Below are 13183 nucleotides of genomic sequence, written 5' to 3'. Positions count from 1 at the left end.
TAACCCCATCTTTGACAATTGCAGAAATAAAAAACAGCTGTAGTTCGTGCTTATGTGTTTTATGGTAGGTTTAATATAAATTTTAATCGAATCAAGTAATTCACCTGCTTCAATTGTGAACTACAATAAGCAGTGGTTGGGGATTTGCTTGTATCAGGAAGAGTACAAGCAAGTTTTAATAAACTGCGGAGCAGTTATTCGGTGTAAAGCTGCGTAGCAACTTCGGATGTTTTTGTTTGTATGACTCGAATCAGGAGGTCCCCCTGTTTTTGGCTTCAATTGCAAGAAACGATAAGCAGTGGTTGAAGAACTGCTTCTTATCAGGGAAGAGTAGCTTGTAGTCCTTTTGGTAAATCGCGAAGCAGTTATTCAGTGTAGAACTGCGAATGCGTTTACAGATGTTTTTATTCGCTTGATAATAATAGTAATGTTTTTAGTGTTCAGATAAAATTTGAAAATGCTATAAATGCTGTAAAAGAAAGGGATTTCGATGCCTATGTAGCAGTGTGCAAGGTTCCATAAAAGATAATATATCTATACCGAGAAAATCGAATTATTTTCGAGATTACGATAAATCAGAACAATTTCAGCAAAATATCTATAAATGGGAACTTCATTTCTGGTACGTTTTTATGGCGTAAAATATATAGTCTGATTGGTAACAAATAAAACTGGAAGTTTATGCGGAATTGATCGACTTTATAATCGATGTACTGTTACTGTCAAACTTCTGTTTAGTCCGGAATGAGTTTGGGTATACTACACAATAAATAAAATAATTCAAAACCTATTTTCTATTGTTTCACGTGAAACATTATGTGGCAGTTTAAAAATAAAAGTGTTATAATGATATCCAATGAGTAAAAATCCCTTAAAAAAATAAAAAGGAGGGGTACAATGGGACGAATCATTGCAGTTGCCAATCAGAAAGGCGGGGTTGGAAAATCAACGACAGCCATCAATCTGTCGGCCTGCCTTGCTGAAAAAGGGAAAAAGGTTCTTGCCATCGACATTGATCCGCAGGGAAATACGACCAGTGGACTTGGCGCAGACAAGAATGCAGTAGAAAACACCCTTTATGAGCTGCTGCTTGGAGAAGCAGAGACCAAGGATACCATTATAAAGAACGTTGTAGATAATGTTGACCTGATACCATCGAATATGAATCTTTCCGGTGCAGAAATTGAACTGGTTGATCTTGAGGATAAAGAATTTATTCTGAAAAAGATCACGGATAAACTTCGCCGGAAATATGATTACATAATCATGGATTGTCCGCCGTCACTGAGTATGCTTACAATTAATGCTTTGACAGCCGCAACCTCCGTTCTGGTGCCGATTCAGTGTGAGTATTATGCATTGGAAGGTTTGTCACAGTTGATACATACCATCGAACTGGTAAGAGACCGATTGAATAAGAGACTGAAGATCGAAGGTGTGGTCTTTACTATGTATGATGCCAGAACAAATCTGTCACTTCAGGTTGTAGAAAATGTAAAAGAAAACCTGGACCAGAATATATACAAAACGATCATACCGAGAAATGTACGACTTGCAGAGGCACCAAGCTATGGAAAACCGATCAATCTGTACGATTCACGATCTACAGGAGCAGAGAGTTATCGCCTCCTGGCAGAAGAAGTTATAGGCAGGGAGGGCGAGTGATGGCTGGAAGAAGAACAGGAGGCCTTGGAAAGGGTCTTGACGCACTGATCCCGAACAAAGCAGGCGGTCCGTCAAAGGAACCTGCAAAAAAGACAGGATCTGCAGTTGTAAAAAAAGACAAACCAACTGAAAAAGATAATCCGGCCGCAGAACGACTTGTGAAAATTTCCAGCGTAGAACCAAATCTGAATCAGCCCAGAAGACATTTTGATGAGGATGCGCTGTTGGAACTTTCGGAATCCATTAAACAGTACGGTGTTCTTCAGCCGTTGTTGGTATCCGATAAGAAGGATTATTTTGAGATCATTGCAGGCGAACGCCGCTGGAGAGCTGCCAAGATGGCAGGGCTCAAGGAAGTTCCTGTTGTTGTAAAAGAGTTTACAGACCAGGAAATCGTAGAAATTTCCCTGATCGAGAACATTCAGCGGGAAGACCTGAATCCTATAGAGGAAGCGATGGCATACAAACGTCTGATGGAAGAGTTTCACCTGAAACAGGATGAAATCGCAGACAGAGTTGCCAAAAGCAGAACTGCAGTAACTAATTCCATGCGTCTTCTGAAGCTTTCTTCAAAAGTTCAGGAGATGGTAATTGCAGATATGATCTCAGCTGGTCATGCGAGAGCACTTCTGGGAATTTCTGATGAAGCTCTTCAGGAAACAACAGCCATGAAGGTTTTTGATGAAAAACTCAGTGTTCGTGAGACGGAAAAACTTGTAAAGAATCTGGTTTCTCCTGCGAGAAAAGTAAAAACAGAGAGAAACACAGCAGAAGATGCCATTTATGAGAGCCTGGAAGAAAAAATGAAGGGTATCATGGGAACAAAGGTATCCATTCAGCGAAAGAAAAACAACAAAGGTAAAATTGAAATTGAATATTATTCCAGAGATGAACTGGAGAGGATCATTGATCTGTTCGAATCTATCAGATAGGAGGCAGAATGAGCGGGATTTTTGAAAGCATGGGAATTGATTCCGGGATTGTGATCATTGTTTTGCTGATCCTTACCATCATTCTTCTGATCAATGTGGTGAGTAGCAATATGCGTCTCAGCCGTTTGGAACGGAAGTACAAGATGTTTATGAGAGGCGGAGATGCACAGTCACTGGAAAAAGTTTTTGTAAGAAAATTTGCACAGATCGATCGGCTGTATGAAGCAAAGGAAGATCATGATCATGACATCAGCTTTATCAAAAAAAATATGAATGTAATGTTCAGCAAATATGGCGTTGAGAAGTATGATGCATTTGATGATGTAGGTGGAAAACTCAGCTTTGCACTGGCGCTTCTTGATAAAAACAATACGGGTCTGATCTTGAATGCGGTTCACAGCCGCGATAACTGTTTCCTTTATTTAAAGGAGATTGTAAAAGGTGAGTCCTATGTTGTACTTAGTCAGGAAGAAGTGGAAGCTTTGAGAAAAGCAGTAAACTTTGGCCTTGGTGAGATTGAGAAGGAATAAAAAACTGCAAAGAGTAAGAATATTTTTAATACAGGAGGAATATCATGTTAGACATTAAGTTTGTGAGAGAGAATCCGGAGGTTGTAAAGCAGAATATCCGCAATAAGTTCCAGGACAGCAAACTGGAGCTGGTTGACAAGGTTCTCGAACTTGATAAAGAAAACAGAGAGATTAAGCAGGAGGTTGAGGCTCTCCGTGCTGAGAGAAACAAGATCTCCAAACAGATCGGTGCTCTTATGGGCCAGGGAAAAAGAGAAGAGGCAGAAGAGGTTAAAAAACAGGTTGCTGCATCCGGAACTCGTATTGAGGAACTTTCTCAGAGAGAGAAAGAGGTTGAGGAAGAGCTTCTGAAAGATATGATGGTGATCCCGAACATCATCGATCCTTCTGTACCGATCGGTAAAGACGACAGCCAGAACGTAGAGATTGAGAAATTTGGTGAGCCGGTTGTTCCGGATTTTGAAGTTCCGTATCATACAGATATCATGGAGAATTTTGATGGAATCGATCTTGACAGCGCAAGACGTGTTGCCGGTAACGGATTCTATTATCTGATGGGTGATATCGCACGCCTTCATTCCGCAGTAATTTCCTATGCAAGAGATTTCATGATCAACCGGGGATTTACTTACTGCGTACCGCCTTTCATGATCAGAAGCAACGTTGTTACAGGCGTTATGAGCTTTGCGGAGATGGATGCTATGATGTACAAGATCGAAGGTGAGGATCTTTACCTGATCGGAACAAGTGAGCATTCCATGATCGGTAAATTCATTGACCAGATCATCCCGGAGGAAGAGCTTCCGAAGACACTTACAAGCTATTCTCCGTGCTTCCGTAAAGAGAAAGGTGCTCATGGACTTGAGGAGAGAGGTGTTTACCGTATCCATCAGTTCGAGAAACAGGAGATGATCGTTGTCTGCAAGCCAGAGGAGAGTAAGATGTGGTTCGACAAGCTGTGGCAGAATACAGTAGATCTGTTCCGTTCTCTTGATATTCCGGTTCGTACGCTTGAGTGCTGCTCCGGTGACCTTGCTGATCTTAAGGTAAAATCCCTCGATGTTGAGGCATGGTCTCCACGTCAGAAGAAATACTTTGAGGTAGGAAGCTGCTCCAACCTTGGAGATGCACAGGCACGTCGTCTGAAAATCCGTGTAAACGGCAAAGATGGCAAGAAATATCTCGCTCATACATTAAACAATACAGTAGTAGCACCTCCGAGAATGCTCATTGCTTTCCTGGAGAATAACCTGAATGCAGATGGATCTGTAAACATTCCAAAAGCTCTGCAGCCATATATGGGCGGTATGACAAAGATTGAGAAAAAGACACGCGCGTAAGAGAAACGCAGGCTTTTTCAGGGAGGTGTTCTTGTGCACAGTTATTTAAAGACCGTTGGTTTTTCACAGATTACCAGAAGAAGTGAAATAAAAGAGATCATCCGTGATGTGATCGCAAGCTACGATGAAAAGGTTTGCGTGGAAAATCATCCGGAAGGCGTATTTGTACAGTTTTCCAAGAATTATGGCTGTGACTGTGGAATCAGCGTTTGTGGTCAGTACGATGAGAACGGTGAGTTTCACGTGGAATATTATTTCCCATTTTTCAGGGGAACAGGAATCACATCCAGGGAAAAAGTGACTGTTGAACGTCATACAGATAAGGAATCTTATGCAGGAGCATGTGATGATCTGCGTATTGGCGTGACTATGATCTTTTATCTGCAGAATCTGGCAGAATATATGCAGGAGAAATACAAAGGCCTGAAAGACCCGGGGGACCGTCCGGTGACGGTTTCCGGTCTGGCTTCTGAGGGAAAGATCCTGTTTCCGCTGCAGAAGGATAAGGAAGCGGTAAAGGTGGAGAGAGAGCTTTCCAAAAACAGGACTAATCTGATTGCAGCAGCGCGTAATGGTGATGAGGAAGCTATGGAGAGCCTTACAATGGAGGATATGGATACTTACTCCATGATTTCCCAGAGAATTGTTACAGATGATGTTCTCACGATCGTGGACTCTTATTTCATGCCTTATGGAATTGAATGTGATCAGTATAATGTTCTTGGTGAGATTCTGGATATCATGAAATTTAAGAATATCCTGACAGGTGAAGAAATCTGCCAGATGACTATAGAGAGCAATGATATACAGTTTGATATCTGCATCAACAGCAAAGATCTTCTCGGTGAACCGGCAGTTGGACGCCGCTTCAAAGGAACAATCTGGCTGCAGGGTCAGCTGCACTATTAAGTTTTCAAATTTAGAATTAATTCTTGTAATTTCAAAATAAATATAGTAAAATAATGGTTGTGAAACTTTTGGAAGTGTTCGAAATGTTTCACAACCATATATGTCCATATAGCTCAGCTGGATAGAGCACACGCCTCCTAAGGTTGCGTTACAACGGCCACCTCAAAAAAAACTAAATAAGGGATTGCAGTTCGACTTTGATCGGGCTATAATCATATATCAGACACGTCCATATAGCTCAGCTGGATAGAGCACACGCCTCCTAAGAAAAAGGGCGAGCACGAGTCTGCTGAAAAACAGTAATTCTGTTGTGAGTTCAAATCTTCTTGAGAATTGACTCCCGACGCGACAGTTCCGACTTCCCGTCTAACAATGGCGGAAGGGTCAATTATACGGATGCTGCTAATAAACCGGTCGAAAATCGACCTCTTTTTGATTAGAAGAACCGCTCTTCGGAGCATTCTTAATACAGGCTGAAGTTCCAAAAACCCAGGAAATAAGCCAAAAATTGAATAAATGTCTCTGTAGCTCAGTAGGATAGAGCGTTCGCCTCCTAAGAAGGAGCCGCGGCTGAACCCTGAGGGAAAACAGAAAAAAGAACTTGGAGTTCGAATCTATTCTGGAAGAGACAAAATTAACAACGGAGCTTTCCCCATTTTGGCGGATGTTCTACTGTTACAATTTCATAATCTGATGATCTGCAGTTGATTAAAAATCAGCTGAAAATCATATATCGGTTACCGAACCAAAAGGCTGAAAACTTAGTGTTTAAGCCAAAAATCGGTACTTGTCTTCGTAGCTCAGCTGGATAGAGCACTCGCCTCCTAAGCGAGGGGTCAGAGGTTCAAATCCTCCCGGAGACGGTATATCAAGCGGAAAATGGTTAGCAAAATTAGCAAAACCATCTTCCGCTTTTTATTATTTTCGATGAAGAAAAAGCAAGTGAGAAATGAATTTCCAGCTAATTTGAAGTGATATTCGTTAGCTGGCAGCTAATCAAAAATGCTGTTTTGCAAACGGGAAAAAATGAACTTCCTGCTAACATCGGGGTTCGTTCCTGTTGAAACCTCAGATTGGGGATGTAAAACAGGGTAAAGCGGTGTAAAATCCTTCTATAAAAGGAACTTCTGCAAACTTCTATTAGCTGAAACAATAGAATGTTTCATTAGCTGTAGCTAATGGCAAACGGGATGCTCGTTTGGATCAGATTCAAATAAAAGAATCTAATCTGAACGGGCATTTTTTGTTTGGATTACAGGAAAAGGAGGAGTTTAATGGCAGGAAAAGAAGCAGCTACTCAGTTTGATGATGAACAGATAATTGAAATTGAGATTGAAAGGCTCAGATCTTTTAAAGATCATCCATTCAAGGTTGAAGATGATAAGGATATGCATCTTCTGAAAGACAGCATAAAAAAATATGGTGTTTTAAATCCGCTGATCGTAAGGCCGGTACCAGATAGTGTATACGAAATCATTTCTGGTCACAGAAGAAAATATGCAGCACAGCAGCTTGGATATCGGAAAGTGCCTGTGATTATTCGGGTAATGAACGATGAGGAAGCCATTATAAAAATGGTGGATTCTAATCTTCAAAGGGAACGGATCAGTTACAGCGAGAAAGCTTTTGCTTACAAAATGAAGAATGATGCTATGAAAAGGACTGCAGGAAGACCGCGTAGCCAAATCGACCACAATTTAAAAGGAAAGAGAACAGTGGAAATTATCGCAGAAGAAACAGGTGAAAGTCCAAAGCAGGTGCAAAGATATATTACTCTCACGAACCTGATTCCAGAGCTTTTACAGCAGTTAGATGATGAACTGATTTCCTTCAATCCGGCAGTTGAACTGGCAGCATTAAAGGAAAAGGAACAAAAACAGCTAATCGAAGCCATGGATTATGCTCAGTCAGTGCCCTCTCTTTCTCAGGCACAGCGAATAAAAAAATTGAGCAAAGATGGAAAGCTGACTTTAGAAAAGATGCAGGAAATTCTCAGTGAAATAAAAAAAGGAGAAATAACAAGAGTCACATTTACAAATGAACAGCTTCACAGATATTTTCCCAACAACTATACACCGGAAATGATGAAGCGTGAAATCGTAGCAATCTTAAAAATATGGATGGAACAATACTGGGACAAATAAGAAACGGAGGAATGAAGAATGTGTAAAGTAATCGCTGTTACAAATCAGAAAGGCGGGGTCGGAAAGACAACGACAACAGTAAACTTAGGGATCGGCCTGGCGAAAGAAGGGAAAAAGGTGCTTTTGATTGATGCGGATCCCCAGGGAAGCCTGACAGCCAGTCTTGGGTATGTGGAACCGGATGATCTTGGTACTACCCTGGCAACAATTATGCTGGCAGTTATTAATGAGGAAGAAATAAAACCGGAGGATGGAATTCTTCATCATGAGGAAAATGTGGATCTGTTACCGGCAAATATTGAATTGTCAGCCTTGGAAGTAACGCTGGGAAATGTGATGAGCCGGGAAATGATCATGAAAGATTATATCGAAATGATGAGAGAACGATACGATTATATCCTGATCGACTGTATGCCCAGCCTTGGCATGATGACGATCAATGCACTGGTTGCTTCGGATGCAGTTCTGATTCCGGTACAGGCAGCATATTTGCCGGTGAAAGGTCTCCAGCAGCTGATCAAAACCATTTCTATGGTAAAGAAAAGACTGAACCGGAAATTGCAGATCATGGGAATTCTTCTGACTATGGTAGATTTCAGAACAAATTACGCAAAAGATATTTCAACCATGCTCCACGTTACCTACGGTTCAAAGATCACGATTTTTGAAAATGTAATACCGTTATCGGTAAAGGCGGCAGAAACAAGTGCAGAGGGAATCAGTATTTATGCTCACTGTCCTAGGAGCAAAGTGTCCAATGCATATAAGAGTCTTACACAGGAGGTTTTAGAAAATGAAAAATAGAAGCGGCGAGAAAATCAAACTGACAAGTATTGATGAACTTCTGGGAGTTGTAAATGAAGAGTCTGCAATGGAGATTGAGATTGATAAAATAAAGTCCTTTGCAGGTCATCCATTTAAAGTAATTGATGATGAGAAAATGCAGAATCTCATAGAAAGCATCAGTGAATCAGGAGTTTTGACCCCGGTTCTGATCCGTCCGGATCAAAATGATGGATATGAAATGATCTCCGGCCATCGTCGGATGCATGCGGCACAGAAGGCGGGGTTAATAACAATACCGGCAATTGTCAGAGAAATGACGGATGATGAAGCTGTGATTGCCATGGTAGATGCCAATATCCAAAGAGAGGAGTTGCTTCCGAGTGAGAAGGCATTCGCTTATAAAATGAAAATGGAAGCAATGAGACATCAAGGTGAAAGGACTGATTTAACTTTGGGACAAAATGTCCCAAAGTTTAAAAGAACAACAGAAGCAATTGCTCAAGGAACCGGAGAAAGCTATAAACAGGTTCAAAGATACATCCGCTTGACAGAACTTATCCCAGATTTACTGGAATTGGTAGACAAGAAACGTCTGAACTTTACCATTGCTGTTGATATATCATATATTCCACCGGATGTACAGAAATGGATTTATGAATATATCTGTGACAATGGATTTATCAAACCGAACCAAATTGCAGCTTTAAGAAATTATCTTGGACAAGGACCGGTTACCCAGAGTCTGATGATCAGTATTCTGAATAGCCATATTCCGGTAAAGGCTCCGGCAAGAAAGGTAACTTTGAATGAAAAGAAGCTGACGAAATATTTTCCAAAGAATTATACATCGGAAGACGTGGAGAAAGTGATTGAATCATTATTGGAGAAATGGAAACAGGAACAGGAGGTAATGTGATGGATTTTAAATATATGTATGGAAAACAGGCGGATCAGTATTCTTTTATACATATTCCAAAGATGCTGGTTACTGAAAAAATATTTACGGGAATTACCATTCATGCAAAAGTTCTCTACGGTCTTCTTTTAGACCGTATGGGAATGGCGGTGAAGAATAAATGGGTCGATGAAAGAAACCGGATGTATGTTGTTTATCCGATTCAGGAAATCCAGAAAGACATGGGAGTAACCAGAAAAAAAGCAAGGGAATGTCTGACAGAGCTTGAAAATGCCGGACTTATAGAAAAGCATTTTAGAGGCATGGGGCTGCCAAGCATTTATTACGTAAAAGACTTTGCGGTAGCGTGAGTAAGAAATGTCCATTATGGAACTACTACCGCAGGAAAGGAGAAAATATGGATCAGAAATTGACATTTCGATACTTTTACGGGAATGAAGCTGATCAGTACAGCTTCTACCGGATACCAAAACTTTTATTCAAAAATGAATATTTTAAAAATCTGAGCAGTGATGCAAAGATATTATACGGTCTGATGCTGGATAGAATGTCTTTGTCCATCAAAAATCAGTGGTTTGATGAACAGAACCGGGCATACATCTATTTTTCCATTGAAGATATCATGGAACTGTTGAACTGTGGAAGGAATAAAGCTGTAAAATCGCTGCAGGAACTGGATGATGAGAATGGAATCGGTTTGATTGAAAAGCGCAGGCAGGGATTTGGAAAAGCTAACATCATATATGTAAAAAGCTTCATGGTCTATGAGGAACAGGCGGAACAATCAGCAGAGGAAGCACAGAAGTTTACAAAACAAACCAATGTTGATACTCTGGAAGATGCAGAAGTTTATAAAACAAACTCCATGAAGTCCCAAAAACAAACTTCAAGAAGTCCTGAAAATAAACTTCAAGAAGTTTGCAATTCAAACTCTAATTATAATAATACTAGCGATATTAAAGAGAGTAAGAATAAATCAGATCAAATCATATCCGATAGACAGAGATCAGATGTTGATATGATGAATACGGTATCCGCTTATCAGGATCTCATCAAGGAAAACATAGATTATGAGTCATTACTTATTGCGTATCAGTATGACGAAGCATTGATTCAGGGCATTTATGAGCTTATTTTGGAAACAGTTCTGTGCAGTAGCGAAAAGATCCTGATCGCAAGTAACTGGTATCCGGCAGAACTGGTACGCGGCAAGTTTTTAAAACTGAATTATTCCCACATCGAGTATGTTCTTGACTGTTTCAAGAAGAATACATCAAAGGTGAAAAATATCAAGAAATATATGCTGGCAGCATTATTCAATGCCCCGACAACGATCGATGGGTACTATAAGGCAGAAGTGAATCATGACATGCCGCAGTTTGCTGTCTGACTGAGAGGAGGAGAAAGATGTTTTGTTTAAAGCTCATTGGGAAAATATTATTGATTCCGGTCTGGTTTATTCTCATAATCGTGGGAATACTCGTTAAGCTGGTTGTGAATATGGTTTCAATTGCTAAATCATTTGTGGTGCTTGGACTGGTAGCTTTGGCAATAGGAACGATTATCTGTTACCAGGATTGGGCGCAGGTTGTATTTTTGTTCTGCCTGATCGTTTCAGCATTTCTGGTTTTGTATGTAAGTGTATTTATAGATGCTGCGATTGATCTGGCCCGGGAAAAATTAGTGAGAATATTGTTAGCATAGAGGAGGAGAAGAACCATGATTAAAGAAAATAATTATATCCAATTACCACCGCTTCGTAGAGATACGGATTTGAAAGTGGTTATGGCATTGTGGGAATATGTAAAGATGCCAGAAGAATCCAGGCAAAAGGTCTTAGCATTTTTAGATGAATCAGAAAAGTATAATCCAAGTGGGGAGCTTCCCCCACTTGATTATCTGCAATCACTTCCTGTTGAAGATATCAATGATTTTGATAAAGTTATGGGAAAGATTATTAATGACATTATTGTAGAAGCATGTGATCTGGCTTGTTGGGTATATGTCTGTAAGTTTATAGAAGGATTGTCATTGGAACAGATTGTGGAGCAGAATAGAAGCGCAGAACAGTTTATTGCTGCTCTATTCTCTATGTTTGATAAATACATAGATATTCCTGATAACGATAGTAATAATATCAGACCATCATGAGTAAATTGATGCAGAACTGGGAACAAATATGATATACTAATGTAGTTCCTTATTTTTTTACCTGTATACTTCGTTATACCTAAGTATTTTGCATTGGAATATACAATCTGATAAGTTTCCTTAATTATAAGTACAATAAGGGTATCATATCGGAAATGAGGTGTAGAATACTTGCAAGCTGAGAACTATATTATTGCCAGGATTGAGCAGTTGTGTGAAAAAAAGAAATTTAGTAGGTACAGACTCGCTCAGAAATCTGGAATTGCCCAGTCATCTATTTCTACATTGCTAAACAGGAAGAGTGTTCCAACGATTCAGACGCTTGAGAAAATATGTGAGGGATTCGATATCACCCTTGCCCAGTTTTTTGCAGGTGATGAAGAAATTCCTGATTTAACAGCAGATCAGAAACAGCTGCTTTATGACTGGAATGCGATGGACGAACATCAAAAAGAGCTGGTAAAAGCGTATATACAGGGCATTATTAGAAAATAGGGACGTCTGTGCTGAGGGATGGCATAGTACGTCCTTATTTCAGCTTCGGGGGTTTTTATGAAAAGAAGTAATATTTTATGCTTTGTACTTATATTAGGGATTACTCTTTGTGGTTGTCAGACGCAGCCTGCAAAAACATCAACAACAAAACAACAGTTGGATCAGATGGATTATGAATCTGATGATGACTTTGAACTGTCTCTTCAATCATCAATCGGTAAAGAACAATGCTTTATTTGCGGAACACCGGCTGGTGGACTTTTGGAATATTATAGAAAATTCGATTCAATTGGGATTATCCATTGGGCCGATATGTCAGTCACTGACACCCGGATCCGAGAATATGATGATGATGGAAATGAAAAGATTGATTCTGGGCATATGAGCACAATGGTAAATTCTTTTGGAGAGGATTATGGTTCTATTATGACACACTCTCAACCGGATAGATGTATTGCGGAACCCAATATACACCTTGGAGAGAAAGATACGATAGACTGTGAAACTCTCAAAGATCAATTGTGTCAGGATTGTCTGGATAAGGTGTGTGAATTTTATGAAGATCAGGTAAACAGTGATAATGATGAATATCTGGAAAGCACAGGGTACTCACTAATTGATTTTACAACAGGAGAACTTTATACCCTATCTGATCCGTATCGGGGATATAGTATTCGGGATTATATGATCCGGTATGATTATAGAGAACAGGGAGACGGAGAAAAATATATAGATTTGCTGATCTTCTATGCTCCGATCCGGGGAGAGGAAGGTTAAGAAAAGAGGAAACTATGCAGACAAGGCAGGAGGCAATACAATATTGCCATTCATTTCAAGATGTATATGAAGATTATCCTTTTCATGATGATAACTGGTGTGTTATGCGTCATAAGGGAAATAAGAAAACATTTGCGCTTATTTATGATAAAGATGGTTATGTATGGATAAATGTAAAATGTGATCCGGAATGGAGAGAGTTCTGGAGAAATGCTTTTGAATCTGTGATCCCAGCTTATCATATGAACAAGACACACTGGAATTCTATTATCTTGGATGGCTCTGTTCCTGATAAAGATATCTGGCGGATGATCGGGGAAAGTTATGATCTGACGAAAGGAAAGAAAAAATGAGGATATTAGTAGATGCGGATTCCTGTCCTGTGGTGTCAATCGTAGAAAAAACAGCAAAGAAATATGAAATCCCTGTTGTTCTTTTATGTGATACAAAGTACAGTTTACAAGGGACTACACAGGGTAGGTATCTGACGGGAGGGGTGCCGCCAGTCAGATTTTCCATGTGATGTTCAAGCTGTCGC

15 protein-coding genes, 1 tRNA gene and 1 pseudogene are annotated in these 13183 nt (G+C 40.0%); all 17 read left to right on the top strand.

Annotation, left to right across the window (positions count from 1 at the left end; genetic code table 11):
- The first annotated feature begins 897 nt into the window (after positions 1–897).
- On the top strand, positions 898–1665 hold the full coding sequence (locus ACTNDQ_RS12580; protein ID WP_092072358.1) for a ParA family protein: 768 nt from the start codon (positions 898–900) through the stop codon (positions 1663–1665).
- Positions 1665–2597 carry a ParB/RepB/Spo0J family partition protein gene (locus ACTNDQ_RS12575; protein ID WP_441064749.1) on the top strand — a complete coding sequence of 311 codons (933 nt, stop codon included), beginning with the start codon at positions 1665–1667 and terminating at the stop codon, positions 2595–2597. The genes ACTNDQ_RS12580 and ACTNDQ_RS12575 overlap by 1 nt, the downstream gene beginning before the upstream one ends.
- An 8-nt stretch (positions 2598–2605) precedes the next feature.
- Positions 2606–3127: a DUF4446 family protein gene (locus tag ACTNDQ_RS12570; RefSeq protein WP_015526535.1), complete on the top strand. Its 522-nt coding sequence runs from the start codon at positions 2606–2608 to the stop codon at positions 3125–3127.
- A 44-nt stretch (positions 3128–3171) separates the two neighbouring features.
- Positions 3172–4467 (top strand): serine--tRNA ligase, encoded by a 1296-nt coding sequence (gene serS, locus ACTNDQ_RS12565; protein WP_015526534.1) that lies wholly within the window; start codon positions 3172–3174, stop codon positions 4465–4467.
- A 33-nt stretch (positions 4468–4500) separates the two neighbouring features.
- A complete protein-coding gene (locus ACTNDQ_RS12560; protein WP_059086529.1) occupies positions 4501–5376 on the top strand; it encodes a DUF3881 family protein in 876 nt (291 codons plus the stop codon).
- Between the two features lie 789 nt (positions 5377–6165).
- Positions 6166–6239 (top strand) — tRNA-Arg (locus tag ACTNDQ_RS12555).
- Positions 6240–6650: 411 nt separating this feature from the next.
- Positions 6651–7520, top strand: coding sequence for a ParB/RepB/Spo0J family partition protein (locus tag ACTNDQ_RS12550; RefSeq protein ID WP_441064748.1), 870 nt, complete (start codon positions 6651–6653; stop codon positions 7518–7520).
- Positions 7521–7538: 18 nt separating this feature from the next.
- Positions 7539–8324, top strand: coding sequence for a ParA family protein (locus ACTNDQ_RS12545; protein ID WP_154432766.1), 786 nt, complete (start codon positions 7539–7541; stop codon positions 8322–8324).
- Positions 8314–9222, top strand: coding sequence for a ParB/RepB/Spo0J family partition protein (locus tag ACTNDQ_RS12540; protein ID WP_154432767.1), 909 nt, complete (start codon positions 8314–8316; stop codon positions 9220–9222). Before ACTNDQ_RS12545 ends, ACTNDQ_RS12540 begins: the two co-directional genes overlap by 11 nt.
- On the top strand, positions 9222–9572 hold the full coding sequence (locus tag ACTNDQ_RS12535; RefSeq protein WP_154432768.1) for a replication initiator protein A: 351 nt from the start codon (positions 9222–9224) through the stop codon (positions 9570–9572). The genes ACTNDQ_RS12540 and ACTNDQ_RS12535 overlap by 1 nt, the downstream gene beginning before the upstream one ends.
- A gap of 47 nt (positions 9573–9619) precedes the next feature.
- Entirely contained in the window at positions 9620–10612 is a 993-nt protein-coding gene (locus ACTNDQ_RS12530) for a DUF6017 domain-containing protein (protein ID WP_154581413.1), read from the top strand.
- A gap of 17 nt (positions 10613–10629) precedes the next feature.
- A complete protein-coding gene (locus ACTNDQ_RS12525; RefSeq protein ID WP_154581414.1) occupies positions 10630–10926 on the top strand; it encodes a hypothetical protein in 297 nt (98 codons plus the stop codon).
- A 15-nt stretch (positions 10927–10941) separates the two neighbouring features.
- Positions 10942–11373 carry a hypothetical protein gene (locus ACTNDQ_RS12520; protein WP_154432771.1) on the top strand — a complete coding sequence of 144 codons (432 nt, stop codon included), beginning with the start codon at positions 10942–10944 and terminating at the stop codon, positions 11371–11373.
- Between the two features lie 171 nt (positions 11374–11544).
- On the top strand, positions 11545–11868 hold the full coding sequence (locus ACTNDQ_RS12515) for a helix-turn-helix domain-containing protein (protein ID WP_235232786.1): 324 nt from the start codon (positions 11545–11547) through the stop codon (positions 11866–11868).
- A 57-nt stretch (positions 11869–11925) separates the two neighbouring features.
- Complete coding sequence (locus ACTNDQ_RS12510; protein WP_154432773.1) at positions 11926–12645, top strand: hypothetical protein; 720 nt, start codon at positions 11926–11928, stop codon at positions 12643–12645.
- A gap of 14 nt (positions 12646–12659) precedes the next feature.
- Positions 12660–12998 carry an MmcQ/YjbR family DNA-binding protein gene (locus ACTNDQ_RS12505; protein WP_154432774.1) on the top strand — a complete coding sequence of 113 codons (339 nt, stop codon included), beginning with the start codon at positions 12660–12662 and terminating at the stop codon, positions 12996–12998.
- Positions 12995–13105 (top strand): annotated as a pseudogene (locus ACTNDQ_RS12500) (YaiI/YqxD family protein); the annotation flags it as partial. The gene ACTNDQ_RS12505 and the pseudogene ACTNDQ_RS12500, both read left to right, overlap by 4 nt.
- Between the last annotated feature and the right edge of the window lie 78 nt (positions 13106–13183).

Origin of the sequence: Blautia massiliensis (ex Liu et al. 2021) (assembly GCF_052064225.1) — a bacterium.
In the GTDB taxonomy this organism is placed as follows: domain Bacteria; phylum Bacillota; class Clostridia; order Lachnospirales; family Lachnospiraceae; genus Blautia_A; species Blautia_A fusiformis.
This window is presented reverse-complemented; position numbering and strand designations above follow the sequence as displayed.